The sequence below is a fragment of the uncultured Streptomyces sp. genome (genome assembly GCF_947488945.1).
Taxonomy (GTDB): domain Bacteria; phylum Actinomycetota; class Actinomycetes; order Streptomycetales; family Streptomycetaceae; genus Streptomyces.
This window is the reverse complement of record NZ_CANLBS010000025.1, coordinates 1-16999: the sequence shown is the minus strand read 5'-3', so window position 1 is coordinate 16999 and position 16999 is coordinate 1. Positions and strand designations below refer to the sequence as shown.

The window sequence follows — 16999 nt, the reverse complement described above, 5'->3', positions numbered from 1 at the left end:
GTGCGGGGAGCGATGTCGTGTTCACTCAGGGCTGCAAACATCCATACCCCCCGTTCTGTTCCGTATCCTGTGCCCCCGCGTTGTCGCGGAGTTCGCCACGCAGCAGGTCGAGCGCGCTCGACACACTTTCCTTACGGATGTCCGCACGGCCGCCGTTCAACCGCAACGCGGCCACTTTTTCGACGCCGCCGGGACCCGCGACCGCCACGTAGACGGTGCCCACCGGCCGGCCGTCCTGCGGATCGGGACCCGCGACGCCCGTCGTCGAGACGCCCCAGTCGGCGCCCAGAACGCGGCGGACGCCGATCGCCATGGCGCGGGCCACGTCGGGATCGACCGCGCCGCGCTCGGCGAGCAGGGCGCCGTCCACACCGAGGACGTCGCGCTTCAGTTCGGTGGCGTACGCCGTCACAGAGCCGCGGAAGGCCCGGGAGGCCCCGGGCACGGAGGTGAGCTCCGCGGCCACCAGGCCGCCGGTCAGCGACTCGGCGACGGCGAGGCTCTCGCCGCGCTCCACCAGGCGCCCGAGTACCTCCGCCGCGGCTGTCACCGTTCGGCCTCCGCGGCGTCGCGTACGTCGGCCGCCGTGGATCCCGTGGCGACCGGCCCCGCGGACGCCTGCGCGGCCTCCGCGCCGGCCCGCTCGGCGGCCGTGACGTCGTCCGCCAGGGCCACTCCAAGGGCGTCGCCCACGCTCGGCACCGCCTCGATCCGGACGAGGCCGACGTCGTCCCCGGCGGCGTCCACGGCCTCCAGGGCGGCGGCCCGCTCGGAGGCGAGCCCGGCCCGGCGCAGCACGACGGCCTGGCGGACGTAGTCCAGACCCGTGATCAGCGTCAGCGCGACGGCGGCCATCATCACCCAGAAGCGGAGCGTCGCCAGCGGCCCGGTGAGCGCGAGGACGTACATCCCCGCCGCGATGCCCTGGGTGAGCGTCTTCAGCTTGCCGCCGCGGCTGGCCGGGATGACACCGTGCCGGATCACCCAGAACCGCAGCAGCGTGATGCCGAGCTCACGGGCGAGGATCACACCGGTGACCCACCAGGGAAGGTCGCCCAGCCAGGACAGGCCGAGCAGCGCCGCGCCCATGATCGCCTTGTCCGCGATGGGGTCGGCGATCTTCCCGAAATCCGTCACCAGGTTGTACGTACGCGCCAGATGCCCGTCGAACAGGTCGGTGATCATCGCGACGGCGAAGGCCGCCCAGGCGAACGAACGCCACATCGGGTCGTAGCCGCCGTCGTGGAACAGCAGCAGCAGGAACCCCGGCACGAGCAGCAGCCGCACCATGGTGAGGATGTTGGCGATGTTCCACAGGCCGGCCTGGTTGACGGCCGCGGACCCCAGCTTGCCGCCGCGGACCGGTGTCGCACCGGAGCCGCTCGCCGCGGATGCCGGGACTCGCGTCATCTGGCTGCCTCCGCGAATGTGTGGTGTTCGGCCACCAGGTCGACTCCCTCGGTGCCCACTGCCTTCGCCTCGACCATAAGGCCGGGAACCAGACCCTCGCGTGTGGTGAAGACCACCTGCCCGTCCGTTTCGGGAGCCTGGTGGGCCGCGCGGCCGATGGCCACCGGGCCGTCGTCCTCGCTCTCCACCGACTCCACCAGGACCTGGAGGGTCTCGCCGACGCGCTCCTCGGCGCGCTGCGAGGTCAGCTCCTCGGCGAGCTGCGAGATGTGCGCCAGCCGCTCGGCGATGGTGTCCTCGTCCAGCTTGTTCTCGTAGCCGACGGCTTCGGTGCCGTCTTCGTCGGAGTAGCCGAACACGCCGATGGCGTCGAGCCGGGCCCCGGTGAGGAAGCGTTCCAGTTCGGCGACGTCGGCCTCGGTCTCGCCGGGGAAGCCGACGATGAAGTTGGACCGGGCGCCGGCCTCGGGCGCCTTGGACCGAATGGTGTCCAGCAGTTCCAGGAAGCGGTCGGTGTCGCCGAAGCGGCGCATGGCGCGCAGTACGCCGGGGGCGGAGTGCTGGAAGGACAGGTCGAAGTACGGCGCGACCTTCGGGGTGGAGGTCAGCACGTCGATGAGACCGGGGCGCATCTCGGCCGGCTGGAGGTAGCTCACCCGGATGCGCTCGATGCCGTCCACTGCGGCGAGCTCCGGCAGCAGCGACTCCAGCAGCCGGATGTCGCCGAGGTCCTTGCCGTACGACGTGTTGTTCTCGGAGACCAGCATGACCTCCTTGACGCCCTGCTCGGCCAGCCAGCGGGTCTCCCCGAGCACGTCCGAGGGGCGGCGGGAGATGAACGAGCCGCGGAACGAGGGGATGGCGCAGAAGGAGCAGCGGCGGTCGCAGCCGGAGGCCAGCTTCACCGAGGCGACCGGGCTGGTGCCCAGACGGCGGCGCAGGGGTGCTCTGGGGCCCGAGACCGGAGCGAGGCCCTCCGGCAGGTCGGCGGGGGCCGGTGCGATCTCCTGGGCGTGTCCGGGCAGCGCGACGGCGGCGTCCTGCCGCTCCGCGGGGCTGATCGGCAGGAGCTTGCGCCGGTCGCGCGGGGTGTGGGAGGCGTGGATGCCGCCGTTGAGGATGGTCTGGAGCCGGTCGGAGATGTCGGCGTAGTCGTCGAAACCGAGGACGCCGTCGGCTTCCGGCAGGGCCTCGGCGAGGTCCTTGCCGTAGCGCTCGGCCATGCAGCCCACGGCGACGACCGCCTGGGTCCTGCCGTGGTCCTTGAGGTCATTGGCTTCGAGCAGGGCGTCGACGGAGTCCTTCTTGGCGGCTTCGACGAAGCCGCAGGTGTTGACGACGGCGACGTCCGCGTCGGAGGCGTCCTCGACGAGCTCCCAGCCGTCCGCTGCCAAGCGGCCTGCAAGCTCCTCCGAGTCCACCTCGTTACGGGCGCAGCCAAGAGTGACGAGGGCGACGGTGCGGCGTTCGGGCATGGGCTCAAGACTACTTTGTCCGGGCGCGCGCCCTGCCGTGCAGGGGTTGCCGCTACACGCAGTCACCGCGAACGGGTGCCGGACGCCCGTGAGCGCCCGGCACGGGTGCCGGGCGCTCACGGGTAAGGGGGGAGGACGGCCGTCCCGGCGGGTGCCGGGACGGGGTCCGGTCATCCGGCTTCCGGATCACCCTTCGTGTAGGACAGTCGTTCGACCTGACCGGGCTCGAACTGGTCCTCGACCTTCTTGCCGTTGACGAAGAGTTCGATCGACCCGGCGTTGCCGAGCACGAGATCGATGCGCTCCCCGTCGGTGAAGGTCTTGGACTGCCCTTCGGTCAGCAGTCCGTCGAAGAGCAGCCGGCCGTTGTGGTCCTTCGCGGAGATCCAGCTCTTGCCGCCGGTCGCGCTGAGCTTCACCGTCACTTTGTCGCGGGGGGCCGCGGCGATGGCGCTCTCGGACGGCACGGGCTTGGGGTCGGCCGGCTTGGTCGGGGCGGGCTTGGTCGTCGTGGCGGTGTCGGGAGTGGAGCCCTCGGCGAGCTGCGTGGCGCCGGGGCCGTCGTCGTCGCCGTTGAAGAGGGTGAATCCGGCGAACCCGACGACGGCGACGATGGCCGCGACCATCGCCGCGGTCCAGTTGGGCCGCCGGGGATCGGATCGGATCCGTTCCGCTTCGAACAGCGGCGCCGCGGGCGTGGGCGCGGGGCGGCCGCCGTGCTCGGCGTCGTACTGCTGGACGAGCGGTTCCGGGTCGACGGAGACGACGCGGGCGAACGACCGGATGTGGCCGCGGGCGTACACGTCGCCGCCGCAGAGCGAGAAGTCGTCCTCCTCGATCGCGTGCACGAGGGGGATGCGCACCCGGGTGGAGCCGCTGACTTCCTCGACCGTCAGACCTGCGGCGATACGAGCCTGCTGAAGCGCGCGACCGATCGAAGGCCGGTCGTCTTCGGGGGAGTTGCCGATGGACACGGGGGCGCCTTTCGAGCGTGAGCCACCTGCTGGATGTTCAGTCTAGGGGGGGTGCGAAAGGGTGGGGCAACCGGGAGCCACGACTTTGTACGCCATCGGGCCCGCCGGACAACCCCTGGGGCTGACGGGAGGAGGGAAGGATTCCGTCCCTCCTTACAACTGGACGTTCGAGCGGGGGAAACGGTTGCTCGCACAACCTTCACGGACCGGTTTCCCCTCGGATGACGGCCAACACCCCGTCGATCTCGTCCGGCTTCACCAGGACGTCCCGCGCCTTCGAACCCTCGCTCGGTCCGACGATGTTGCGGGACTCCATGAGGTCCATCAGCCGGCCGGCCTTGGCGAACCCGACCCGCAGCTTGCGCTGGAGCATGGAGGTGGAGCCGAACTGGGTGGAGACGACCAGCTCGGCCGCCTGGCACAGCAGGTCGAGATCGTCGCCGATGTCCTCGTCGATCTCCTTCTTCTGTTTGGTGCCGACCACCACGTCGTCCCGGAAGACCGGGGCCATCTGGTCCTTGCAGTGCTGGACGACGGCGGCCACCTCGTCCTCGGTGACGAACGCGCCCTGCATGCGGGTCGGCTTGTTCGCCCCCATCGGCAGGAACAGTCCGTCACCCTTTCCGATGAGCTTCTCGGCGCCGGGCTGGTCGAGGATGACGCGGCTGTCCGCCAGCGACGACGTGGCGAACGCCAGCCGGGACGGCACGTTCGCCTTGATCAGACCGGTCACCACGTCGACCGACGGCCGCTGGGTGGCGAGCACCAGGTGGATGCCGGCGGCGCGGGCGAGCTGCGTGATGCGGACGATCGAGTCCTCCACGTCGCGCGGGGCCACCATCATCAGGTCGGCCAGCTCGTCCACGATCACCAGCAGGTAGGGGTAGGGGGACAGCTCCCGTTCGCTGCCCTCCGGGGCCTTCGCCTTGCCGCTGCGGACCGCGTGGTTGAAGTCGTCGATGTGGCGGTAGCCGTAGGCCGCGAGGTCGTCGTAGCGCAGATCCATCTCGCGCACGACCCACTGCAGCGCCTCGGCCGCCTTCTTCGGGTTGGTGATGATCGGCGTGATCAGGTGCGGAATGCCCTCGTAGGCGGTGAGCTCGACCCGCTTGGGGTCGACCAGCACCATGCGCACGTCCTCGGGGGTGGCCCGCACCATGACCGAAGTGATCAGGCAGTTGATGCAGGAGGACTTGCCGGAGCCGGTGGCACCCGCCACCAGGACGTGCGGCATCTTCGCCAGGTTGGCCATCTCGTAGCCGCCCTCGACGTTCTTGCCCAGCGCCACCAGCATCGGGTGGTCGTCCTCTGCGGCGTCGGCGAGTCGCAGCACGTCCCCGAGATTGACCATCTCCCGGTCGGAGTTGGGGATCTCGATGCCGACGGCGGACTTGCCGGGGATCGGCGAGATGATCCGCACGTCGGGACTGGCGACCGCGTACGCGATGTTCTTGGTGAGCGCGGTGATCCGCTCCACCTTGACCGCCGGACCGAGTTCGACCTCGTACCGGGTGACCGTCGGGCCCCGGGTGAAACCGGTGACGGCGGCGTCGACCTTGAACTCCGTGAAGACGGTGGTCAACGACGCCACCACCGCGTCGTTGGCGGCGCTGCGCGACTTGCCGGGCCCGCCCCGCTCCAGCAGGTCGAGCGAGGGCAGCGCGTAGGTGATGTCCCCGGAGAGCTGGAGCTGCTCCGCACGGGCCGGGAGGTCGCGCGGCGCCTCCGGGGCGGGCTTCGTCAGGTCGGGCACCCCGGAGGAACCGGGGCGCGTCGGCCGGATGCGCCCGGAGTCCGCCTCGCGCGCGCCCGGCACGGGCGTGGCGGTCCGCTCCTTGCCGTCGCGGTCGGCCTGGACGCCCTGGGTGAGGTCGGCGACCAGCGGGGAGGGCGGCATTCCGTTGAGCACCGCTCCGTCCAGCGCGGCGGCGGCAGCGGCGGCCACGTCCACCGCGTCCATGGTGCGGTTCATCGCGGGCTGCGCCGAGGGGCGGCGCGGGCGGCGCCGCTGCGAGAGGGCCTCGGACTCGGCCTCGTCCGGGGCGTGGCCCACGGCCGGGTCCGCCCGGCGCACGCCGGGACGCCGGGAACGGAGCGGCGCCGCGTCCTGCGGCCGGTCGTACCCGTCGTCGTACGGGTCGTAGGCGTCGTAGTCGTCGCGGCCGTCGTACCGGTCGTGGCCCCCGACGGCGCCCGGCGGCGGTTCGATGAGACCCAGCTTGGAGCCGAGCAGCCGCAGCCGCTGCGGGATCGCGTTGACGGGCGTGGCGGTGACCACGAGGAGCCCGAAGACCGTGAGCAGCAGGAGCAGCGGTACGGCCAGCACGTCGCCCATGGTGAAGACGAGGGGCTGGGAGGCCGCCCAGCCGATGAGGCCGCCGGCGTCCTGCATGGCCTCCGTGCCGTCCTCCCGGCCCGGACCGCCGCAGGCGATGTGGACCTGCCCGAGGATGCCGATGACGAGGGCGGAGAGACCGATCACGATGCGGCCGTTGGCCTCGGGCCTCTCCGGATAGAGGATCAGCCGGACCGCGACCGCGCCCAGCAGCAGCGGCACCAGCAGGTCGAGACGGCCGAAGGCGCCGGTGACCAGCATCTTCACCAGGTCCCCGACCGGGCCGCGCAGGTTCGACCAGGTGCCCGCCGCCACGATCAGGGCCAGCCCGAGCAGCAGGAGAGCCAGGCCGTCCTTGCGGTGGGCCGGGTCGAGCCCCTTCGCCCCGCGCCCTATCGAGCGGAACACCGCGCCGACGCCGTGTGCGGCGCCCAGCCAGACGGCGCGCACCAGGCGGTAGACGCCGCCGGTCGGCGACGGCGCGGGACGCGGCGGCGCCTTCTTGACCGCGGCGCGCTTGACCGGCGCCTTCTTCGCGGGCACCGCCCTCTTCGCGGCGGGCTTCCTGGCGGGAACCGCCTTCTTGGCCGGCCCCGGTCCGCGGCCGGCGCTCTTCGCGGTGCCCGCAGTGCCCTGGGAACCCTTGCCGGACGTACGTGAGGCCATGGGGGCGAGGTTACCGGTGACGACGCGAATGAACACGTGCGACCGGGGGTTCACCCGACCGTGTCGCCCTGCTGGGCAGGCGAACTGACACGGACTCACGAGACGGAGCGGGCAAAGCGGACGAATACACCCGGACCGGTGTCCCCGTCACGTCCACCGGTGGCTGGTCACCCGTTACCGGTCCCCGGCCACCAAAGACACGCCCCCGGCGGGCGGGAAGGGCGAATCCGGGTCAGCCCTGCGAGGGCAGGGTGGCCGTCGAGCCGTTGGTGCCGGGCTCCAGCGCGTCGAGCGCACGGCGCAGCCCGGTCAGCTTGCGTTCCAGGTGGGCGGCGGTCGCCACCGCGGCCGCGTCCGCGGATTCGTCGTCCAACTGCTTGGAGAGCGCTTCGGCCTGCTCCTCGACGGCGGCCAGCCGTGCGGAGAGCTCCGCCAGCAGCCCCGCGGGCTCCTTGTCCTGCTCGCCGCCGGGGCGGCCGCCCTCCAACTGGAGCCGCAGCAGCGCCGCCTGCTCGCGCAGCTTGCAGTTCTTCATGTACAGCTCGACGAACACCGAGACCTTGGCGCGCAGCACCCACGGGTCGAACGGCTTCGAGATGTAGTCGACCGCGCCCGCCGCGTAACCCCGGAAGGTGTGGTGCGGACCGTGGTTGATCGCGGTGAGGAAGATGATCGGGATGTCCCGGGTCCGCTCCCGCCGCTTGATGTGCGCAGCGGTCTCGAAACCGTCCATGCCCGGCATCTGGACGTCCAGCAGAATGACTGCGAAGTCGTCCGTGAGCAGCGCCTTGAGCGCTTCCTCCCCTGACGATGCCCGGACCAGTGTCTGATCGAGCGCGGAGAGGATCGCCTCCAGCGCCAGCAGATTCTCCGGCCGGTCATCGACCAGGAGGATCTTGGCCTTCTGCACCATGGCCCGTCCTCCTCGTCCCGGAATCGCACCGGGTACCGCCCCAGGGGACGGCTCCGTAACGCCGTCCGTCCTTGTGCCGGTCATCGTAGCCGCACCCCGCCCGTCGCCACACCCTGTCACCGTGATGTCACTGTGCACGGACGGAGAACGGTGCGGAGGCCGATAACGTTCCCCGGACACGAGGTCTCCACACTCCCCCCGTCACGGGCGATCGCGCACCGCGTCCGCGCCGCCCGCTCACTCGCCGCGCATCCACCCCTCCATCACGCCGAGCAGGTGGTCCGGGTCGACCGGCTTGGTGACGTAGTCCGAGGCCCCGCACTCCAGGGCCTTCTCCTTGTCGCCCTTCATCGCCTTGGCCGTCAGCGCGACGATCGGCAACCCGGCGAACTGCGGCATCCGCCGGATCGCCGTGGTCGTCGCGTACCCGTCCATCTCCGGCATCATGATGTCCATCAGTACGACCGTCACATCGTCGTGCTGCTCCAGGACTTCGATGCCCTCCCGGCCGTTCTCCGCGTACAGGACGGTCAGCCCGTGCTGCTCCAGGGCGCTGGTCAGCGCGAAGACGTTACGGATGTCGTCGTCGACGATGAGCACCTTCTCCCCGTGGAAGCGGAACGTCCGCCGCGTCTCCGGCTCCTGCTGCGAGCCCTGCACCCACTCCTCGCGCTGCGGGACCTCCTCGGCGGCGGAACGCGCACCGGCCGGCAGCGCCGTCCGGCCGCCCGCGGCGCCGAGCGCCTTGCGCCGGCGCCGGAACACTCCGGCCGAGTTGGCCGGGTCGCCGAGCGGCGCCTGCTGGAACTCGACCGAGCCCGGCGGCAGCCCGACGTCCTCGGCGGATCCGGACTGCGCCGGGTTCTGCGCCAGCCCGAGCATCTTCAGCGGCAGGTACAGCGTGAACGTCGAACCCCGTCCCGGCTCGCTCGCCGCGTGGATCTCCCCGCCCAGCAGCCGGGCGATCTCCCGGCTGATCGACAACCCGAGACCGGTGCCGCCGTACTTGCGGCTGGTCGTGCCGTCCGCCTGCTTGAACGCCTCGAAGATCACCAGCATCTTGCCGGCCGCGATCCCGATGCCGGTGTCGGTCACCGAGAAGGCGATCAGATCGGGATCCGCCGCGGTCAGCGAGCCGTTCTCCAGCAGGTGCTCCCTGATCGCGTCCGGCACGTCGCTGCCGGCCGGCCGGATCACCAGCTCCACCGCGCCCGAGTCGGTGAACTTCACCGCGTTGGAGAGCAGGTTGCGCAGCACCTGGAGCAGCCGCTGCTCGTCGGTGTGCAGCGTGGCGGGAAGCTCCGGGGAGACCCGTACGGAGAAGTCGAGCCCCTTCTCCGCGGTGAGCGGCCGGAACGTCGCCTCCACGTAGTCGACCAGCTGCACCAGCGCGATGCGGGTCGGGCTGACGTCCATCTTGCCCGCCTCGACCTTGGACAGGTCGAGGATGTCGTTGATGAGCTGCAGCAGGTCGGAACCCGCGCCGTGGATCGTCTCGGCGAACTCCACCTGCTTGGGAGACAGGTTCCCCTCGGCGTTGTCCGCCAGCAACTTGGCAAGGATCAGAAGTGAGTTGAGCGGCGTACGCAGCTCGTGCGACATGTTGGCCAGGAACTCCGACTTGTACCGCATGGAGACCGCGAGCTGCTCGGCACGCTCCTCCAGCACCTGCCGGGCGTCCTCGATCTCGGTGTTCTTCACCTCGATGTCCCGGTTCTGCCGGGCCAACAGCTCCGCCTTCTCCTCCAGTTCCGCGTTGGACGCCTGAAGGGCCTTCTGCCGGTTCTCCAACTCCTGCGACCGGTCACGCAGTTGCTCGGTCAGCTCCTGCGACTGTTCGAGCAGCTTCTCCGTCTTGGTGTTGACGCTGATCGTGTTGACGCTGGTCGCGATCATCTCGGCGAGCTGGTTGAGGAAGTCCCGCTGGATCTGCGTGAACGGCTGGAACGAGGCCAGTTCGATCACACCGAGCACCTTGCCCTCGAAGAGCACCGGCAACACGATGACGTGTGCCGGAGGAGCCTCGCCCAGGCCGGAGGAGATCTTCAGATACCCCGGCGGCACGTTGTCCACCTGGATCGTCCGCTTCTCCTCCGCCGCCGTCCCGATCAGCGTCTCGCCCGGCCGGAACGAGGTCGGCATCGAGCCCGCCGAATACCCGTAGCTGCCGCGCATCCGCAGTTCGTACGCCTTCCCCGCGCTGCCGTCCGCGCCGACCTCGTCGGTGTCGCCGGGCACCATCGCCAGGAAGAACGCCCCGTGCTGCGCGGACACCACCGGCGTCAGCTCGCTCATGATCAGCGACGCCACGTCGTCCAGATCGCGGCGGCCCTGCATCAGACCCGAGATCCGCGCCAGGTTGCCCTTCAGCCAGTCCTGCTCCTTGTTGGCCAGCGTGGTGTCGCGGAGGTTGGCGATCATCGTGTTGATGTTGTCCTGGAGCACCTGGATCTCGCCGGCCGCGTCCACGTCGATCTTCAGGTTGAGGTCGCCGCGGGTCACCGCCGTCGCCACGGCCGCGATGGCGCGCACCTGACGGGTCAGGTTCCCGGCCATCTCGTTCACCGACTCGGTGAGGTCGCGCCAGGTCCCGTCGACGTCCCGCACCCGCGCCTGACCGCCGAGCTGCCCCTCGGTGCCCACCTCGCGGGCCACCCTGGTCACCTGCTCGGCGAACGAGGACAACTGGTCGACCATCGTGTTGATGGTGTCCTTCAACTGCAGGATCTCGCCCTGCGCGTCGATGTCGATCTTCTTGGTGAGATCACCCTTGGCGATGGCCGTGGTCACCGTGGCGATCTGCCGCACCTGACCGGTCAGGTTGGACGCCATCGAGTTCACCGACTCGGTGAGGTCCTTCCAGGTGCCGGAGACCCCGGGCACCCGCGCCTGGCCGCCGAGGATGCCCTCGGTGCCCACCTCGCGCGCCACCCGCGTCACCTCGTCCGCGAACGAGGACAGCGTCGTCACCATCGTGTTGACGGTGTCGGCCAGCTCGGCGACCTCGCCGCGCGCCTCGACGGTGACCTTCTTCGTCAGGTCGCCGTTGGCGACCGCGGAGGAGACCCGGGAGATGTTGCGCACCTGACTGGTCAGGTTGTTGGCCATCAGGTTGACGTTGTCGGTGAGGTCCTTCCAGATGCCCGTCGCCCCGCGCACCCGCGCCTGGCCGCCGAGGATGCCCTCGGTGCCCACCTCGCGCGCCACCCGCGTCACCTCGTCCGCGAAGTTCAGCAGCTGGTCGACCATCGTGTTGACGGTGGTGACCAGTTCGAGGATCTCGCCCTTGGCGTCGACCGTGATCTTCTTCGACAGGTCGCCCTTGGCGACCGCCGTCGTGACCTCGGCGATGTTACGCACCTGCATGGTCAGGTTGTTGGCCATGCCGTTGACGGACTGGGTCAGGTCCTTCCACGTCCCGGAGACGCCCTGGACCTCCGCCTGCCCGCCCAGTCGGCCCTCGGTGCCCACGTCACGGGCGACCCGCGTCACCTGCTCGGCGAAGTTGGAGAGCTGGTCCACCATCGTGTTGAGGGTGTTCTTCAGCTCCAGGATCTCGCCGCGGGCGTCCGCGTCGATCTTCTGCGACAGGTCGCCGCGCGCCACCGCGGTCGCCACCTGAGCGATGTTGCGGACCTGCGCGGTGAGGTTGCCGGCCATGCCGTTCACCGAGTCGGTGAGATCGCGCCACACCCCGGCGACGCCCGGCACCTGCGCCTGGCCGCCGAGCCGCCCGTCCGTACCCACCTCGCGGGCCACCCGCGTCACCTGCTCGGCGAAGGCGGAGAGCTGGTCCACCATCGTGTTGATGGTGTTCTTCAGCTCCAGGATCTCGCCCCGCGCGTCCACGTCGATCTTCTGCGACAGGTCGCCCCGCGCCACCGCCGTCGTCACCTGGGCGATCTGACGCACCTGCGACGTCAGGTTCCCGGCCATGAAGTTGACGGAGTCGGTGAGTTCCTTCCACGTCCCCGAGACGCCGTCGACCCGCGCCTGCCCGCCCAGCCGGCCCTCGGTGCCCACGTCACGCGCCATGCGGGTCACCTGGTCGGCGAACGAGGACAGCTGCGCCACCATCGTGTTGACGGTGTTCTTCAGCTCCAGCATCTCGCCCGCCACGTCGACCGTGACCTTCTGCGTCAGGTCGCCGTTGGCCACCGCCGTCGTCACCTGGGCGATGTCGCGCACCTGACCGGTGAGGTTGCGGAACGCGGTGTTCACCGAGTCGGTGAGGTCCTTCCACGTCCCCGCGGCACCCGGCACCTCGGCCTGGCCGCCGAGCCGCCCTTCGACGCCGACCTCCCGGGCGACGCGGGTGACCTCCGAACCGAAGGACTGGAGCTGGTCCACCATCGTGTTGACGGTGTTCTTCAGCTCCAGCATCTCGCCGGCCACATTGACCGTGACCTTCTGCGTCATGTCCCCGCTGGCGACCGCGGTCGTCACCTGGGCGATGTCGCGCACCTGCGTGGTCAGGTTCCGGAAGACCGTGTTCACCGAGTCGGTGAGGTCCTTCCACGTCCCCGCCGCACCCGGCACCTGCGCCTGACCGCCGAGCAGTCCCTCGCCGCCGACCTCGCTCGCCACCCGCGTCACTTCGTCCGCGAAGGTCCGCAGCGTCTCGGTCATCTGGTTGATCGTCTCGGCGAGCTGCGCGACCTCGCCGCGCGCGCTGACCGTGACCTTCTGCGACAGGTCGCCGTTGGCGACCGCGGTCGTCACCTCCGCGATGCCGCGCACCTGATTGGTCAGGTTTCCGGCCATCGTGTTGACGGAGTCGGTGAGGTCCTTCCACACGCCCGCCACACCCGGCACGGTCGCCTGACCGCCCAGTTCGCCCTCGGTGCCCACCTCACGGGCGACCCGGGTCACCTCCGAGGAGAACGAGGAGAGCTGGTCCACCATCGTGTTGACGGTGTTCTTCAGCTGCAGCATCTCGCCCGCCACATGGACGGTGACCTTCCGCGACAGGTCCCCCTTGGCGACCGCCGTCGTCACCAGCGCGATGTCCCGCACCTGCGCCGTCAGCCGGTAGGCCATGGTGTTGACGGAGTCCGTGAGGTCCTTCCACGACCCCGACATGCCCCGCACCTGCGCCTGACCGCCGAGCTTGCCCTCGGTACCCACCTCGACCGCCACCCGCGTCACCTGCTCGGTGAACGCCGAGAGCTGGTCGACGAGGCTGTTGACCGTACGGGCGACCTTGAGGAATTCCCCGCGCAGCGGCCTGACCGTCTCGTCGGACGCGTGCGAACGCAGCTCCATCCGCTGTTCGAGATCACCGTCGGCCACCGCCGACAGCACCCTGCCGACCTCGGACACCGGCCGCGAGAGGTCGTCGACCAGTTCGTTGGACGCGTCGATCGCGGCGGCCCAGGAACCCTCGCAGGCCCCGGTCTCCAGCCGCTCGGTCAGCTTGCCCTCACGGCCGACCACCCGCCGCACCCGCGCCAGCTCACCCGTGAGGTGGAGATTACGGTCGGCGACCTCGTTGAAGACCGCCTCGATCTCCCCGAGGGCCCCGTCGCCCGAGACGGTCAGCCGGCGGCGGAAATTACCGTCCCGCATCGCCACCAGGGCCGACAGCAGTCGGTTCAGCGAAGCCGCGTCGACCTCGACGGTCCCATGGCGCTGTTTCTTCACGGACTGTCCGCCTCTTGTGCGCGTTCCTGAACCCCGCGCCGCCACGTCAGACTCCACCGTGTCCCTCCCGCAGGGGTTGACCGTATCGCTCGGGCGTCACTGGGAGCTTGCCCAGTTCCACATCGACTCACCACCGCGGCCCACCGTCGACGGGTGACCACACGGACGTCAAATCGTTGAAACGTACCAGGCCGGAGGGGCAGGTACGCAACCTCCGGCACTGGCCAGCCTGCCATCTCCCGCAGGACCCGGGGACCCGTTCCGTACATCCGTACAACGGGGACAGGGGCCCGCGGGTGCCCGAGTCGGCCCTCGTGTACCCGGCACGAGGATCGAGCGTCTAGCCTGGCAACGTCCTGCCGGCTGTTCAGGATCCGGACGGCGGGCCCACGAATCGAAGCGGCGAGACACGGGCACGGACTCGGGGAAGCGACGCGACACCATATGGGGAGTGCTGTGATCACCGCGCGGGCGGCTGCCACCTTCGATCCGGTCGGACGCTCGGTGGCGACCGCCCGCGCTTTCGTCCGGGACACGCTCCAGGGGTGGGGCTACACCGACATCGTCGACGACGCCGTCGTCCTCACCAGCGAGCTCGTCACCAACGCCGTGGTCCACGCCGGCACCGCGGCCGACGTGCTCTGCCTGCGTACCGAGGACGGCGCGCGCATCGAGGTCGCCGACCACTATCCGGAGCGCGAGGTACCGCTCCTGGGCTCCGCCGTGGACTTCGGCAGCCCCGACCGCGAAGGGGGCCGCGGGCTGCTGCTGTGCGCCGCCCTCGCGACCCGCTGGGGCGTCGAGTACACGCCCACCCGCAAACACGTCTGGTTCCAGCTCGACCTTCCGGAACGCCCGGTGGGCATCCGGTCGGCCGGGCCGCTGCTGCCGGTGCAGAACCTCCCGGTCGCCGACGAACGCGTCCGGGTCGCCGTCGTGCAGATCGACAGCTCCGGCGCGGTCGCCGCGTGGAACGACGACGCCGCGTTCCTGTTCGGCCACACCGCCGAGGAGATCACCGGCCGGCAACTCGCCGACTTCCTCGCCTGGCCGCACACCCCGGGCACCAGCACCGGCATCGCCGCAGCCCTCCAGCTCTCCCGCTGGGAGGGCAGCTACGGCTTCCGCGGCGCCGACGGCCGGGTCATCCCGGTGTACGGATCGCACCTGCGGGTCCGCGACACCGGCGGCTCCCCGTCCACCGTCTGCCTGCTGGTCCGCAGCGACGAACGCGCGGTCCTGCAGAGCCCGGTCCGCCCGCCGGTCTCGGACGCCGCCGGGGACAGCCGCTCGGCCGACCCCTTCGAGGTCTTCATCGGCTCCCCCGCCCCCGACGATCTCGACGGGCTGCTCCAGCGCACCGTCGAACGCGCGCGGGACATGCTCGACGCCGACTCCGCGTTCCTGCTGCTGGCCACGGACGACGAGACGGAACTGGAGGTGCGGGCCACCACCGGTCTCCCGTCGGCCAGGCAGCGGTTCGCCCGTGTCCCGGTGGAGGGCGGAACCGGCCGCTACGGCTCCGCCCGCATGCCCGCCGTCCACGAGGACCTGCTGGCCGTGCCGGGCGCCGTCCCGCTGCTCGCCGACACCGGCATGCGGTCCGTGGTCACCGTCCCGCTGAAGGTCGAGGGCCGGCTCACCGGCTCCCTGGGCGTCGCCGCCGAGGGCCCCGGCCGCTACACCAACGAGGAGGCGCTGCGCCTCCAGTTCGCCGCGGACCGCATCGCGCTCGCCGTCGAGTCGGCCCGGCTCGGCGAGCTGGAGCGGCTGCGCCGCGGCTCGCTGTCCTTCCTCGTGGAAGCGTCCGACCTGCTGGCCGGCACCCTCGACCGGGACCAGACGCTGGCGCTGATGGCCCAGATGACCGTCCCGACGCTGGCCGCCTGGTGCGCCGTCTACACGATCGCGGACCAGTCGTCGGACCCCACCCTGTCGTACGTCCTGCACGAGGACGAGGACCTCATCGACGGCCTGAAGGCCCTGCTGTCGAAGATCGAGCCGCCGGATCCGGTACCGACGCCCGGCGCCCGTGTCTGGGGCGCGCCCGCCAAGGCCGCGCACCAGGCGGCCGTCAGCACCTCGATGCGGACGCTGGAACGCGACGCCCCGCTCAGCATGGCCAACTCGACGCGCTCCACCCTGGCCACGGCCGCGGCGGTCGGCGGCGAGACGGTCGTACTGCCGCTGGTGGCCCGCAACCGCGTGATCGGGATGCTGACGCTCGGCAGACCGACGGACGACCACTTCCGCCAGGAGATCCTCGAACTGGCGGAGGACCTGTCGCGCCGTGCCGCGCTGGCCCTCGACAACGCCCGCCTGTACTCGGAGCGCACGGCCATCTCGCAGTCGCTCCAGCGCAGCCTGCTGCCGCCGGAGACGCCCAGCATCCCGAACGTCGAGATCGAGGTCATCTACCGCGCGGCGGGCGAGGGCAACGAGGTCGGCGGCGACTTCTACGACGTCTTCCCGATCCGTGACGGGGTGTACGGCTTCGCCATCGGCGACGTCTGCGGCACCGGCCCTGAGGCCGCGGCGGTCACCGGGCTCGCCCGGCACGCGCTGCGCCTGCTCGCCAGGGAGGGGTTCAGCGGCCCGGCGGTCCTGGAGCGCCTCAACGCGGCGATCCTGGACGAGGGCGCCCGCAGCCGTTTCCTCACCCTCCTGTACGGCGAGTTGAGGCCGCAGGAGGACGGCAGCGCGGTCCTGAAGGTGGTGTGCGCCGGCCACCCGCTGCCGTTGCGGCTGAAGCAGGACGGCTCCGTGGAGTCCGCCGCCGAGCCGCAGCCGCTGCTGGGCGTGCTGGAGGACCTGGAGCTGTACGAGGAGGAGGTGACCCTGGCCCCCGGCGACGTGCTGCTGTGCGTCACGGACGGCGTCACCGAGCGCCGCGAGGGAACCCGCATGCTGGGCGACGACGGCCTGGCTGAGGTCCTGGCCACCTGTACGGGCCTGACGGCCGGCGCGGTGGCGGCCCGCATCCTGCGGGCCGTGGAGCGCTTCGCGGCGGAGCCCGCCTCGGACGACATGGCCATCCTCGCCATGCGGGTGCCGGAGCCGGCCGTCTCCTGAAGCCATGCGGGCGCGCGGCACTCAGCCCGCCCGCATCATGAAAGAAGGCCCCCACCGGAGTGGGGGCCTTCTTTCGTACCAAGCTTTCGTACCGAGCCCCAATGCGGAATCGAACCGCAGACCTTCTCCTTACCATGGAGACGCTCTACCGACTGAGCTATTGGGGCCTCGTTGCCCTGCGGCAACGAGGTAAACCATACCCCATTCCGGGGGCCCGCAATAACCACTCCGGGCCGGCGGCTTCCGGACGGTTCCGGTGTGACTTCGGCCGTGTCCGCAGGTGGTCAGGGGGACGCCCGTGGCCGGCACGTGGACCGGGCACCGACCGTACGGCCCTCGGGGCGGCGCCGGGTCTGTCTCGCGCGGGCGCGAGAGGGCCGGGCAGGCCAGGGGAGGACAGGGGCGGCTCTCGGTACCGGCGCCCCACAAAAAATGGTCCGGAACGCGGAAAACCCCCGTGCCACCAGGCACGGGGGTTCCCCACAAAAATTGTTCGGCAGCGACCTACTCT

The 16999-nt window shown here is 70.7% G+C and carries 8 protein-coding genes and 1 tRNA gene; 1 reads left to right on the top strand and 8 read right to left on the bottom strand.

Annotation, left to right across the window (positions count from 1 at the left end; genetic code table 11):
• Window positions 1-25: 25 nt before the first annotated feature.
• From Q0994_RS29215 to Q0994_RS29185, 7 genes are all read right to left on the bottom strand, one after another.
• Entirely contained in the window at window positions 26-550 is a 525-nt protein-coding gene (locus Q0994_RS29215) for a CinA family protein (protein ID WP_299540508.1), read from the bottom strand.
• Window positions 547-1410 carry a CDP-diacylglycerol--glycerol-3-phosphate 3-phosphatidyltransferase gene (gene pgsA / locus Q0994_RS29210; RefSeq protein ID WP_299540506.1) on the bottom strand — a complete coding sequence of 288 codons (864 nt, stop codon included), beginning with the start codon at window positions 1408-1410 and terminating at the stop codon, window positions 547-549. Before pgsA ends, Q0994_RS29215 begins: the two co-directional genes overlap by 4 nt.
• Entirely contained in the window at window positions 1407-2885 is a 1479-nt protein-coding gene (rimO, locus tag Q0994_RS29205) for a 30S ribosomal protein S12 methylthiotransferase RimO (protein ID WP_299540504.1), read from the bottom strand. The genes pgsA and rimO overlap by 4 nt, the downstream gene beginning before the upstream one ends.
• 170 nt (window positions 2886-3055) lie before the next feature.
• The gene (locus tag Q0994_RS29200; RefSeq protein WP_299540502.1) at window positions 3056-3859 is read right to left on the bottom strand and encodes a helix-turn-helix domain-containing protein; all 804 of its coding nucleotides are present in this window, start codon (window positions 3857-3859) and stop codon (window positions 3056-3058) included.
• Window positions 3860-4058: 199 nt separating this feature from the next.
• Entirely contained in the window at window positions 4059-6860 is a 2802-nt protein-coding gene (locus tag Q0994_RS29195) for a DNA translocase FtsK (RefSeq protein WP_299540500.1), read from the bottom strand.
• A 232-nt stretch (window positions 6861-7092) separates the two neighbouring features.
• Window positions 7093-7773 (bottom strand): two-component system response regulator, encoded by a 681-nt coding sequence (locus Q0994_RS29190; RefSeq protein ID WP_299540498.1) that lies wholly within the window; start codon window positions 7771-7773, stop codon window positions 7093-7095.
• Window positions 7774-8010: 237 nt separating this feature from the next.
• A complete protein-coding gene (locus tag Q0994_RS29185) occupies window positions 8011-13416 on the bottom strand; it encodes a HAMP domain-containing protein (RefSeq protein ID WP_299540495.1) in 5406 nt (1801 codons plus the stop codon).
• A gap of 444 nt (window positions 13417-13860) precedes the next feature.
• On the opposite strand from Q0994_RS29185, the gene Q0994_RS29180 reads away from it, so the two are divergent.
• The gene (locus Q0994_RS29180) at window positions 13861-16488 is read left to right on the top strand and encodes a SpoIIE family protein phosphatase (protein WP_299540492.1); all 2628 of its coding nucleotides are present in this window, start codon (window positions 13861-13863) and stop codon (window positions 16486-16488) included.
• Between the two features lie 94 nt (window positions 16489-16582).
• Here Q0994_RS29180 and Q0994_RS29175 read toward each other — a convergent pair.
• A tRNA-Thr gene (locus Q0994_RS29175) sits at window positions 16583-16655 on the bottom strand.
• Between the last annotated feature and the right edge of the window lie 344 nt (window positions 16656-16999).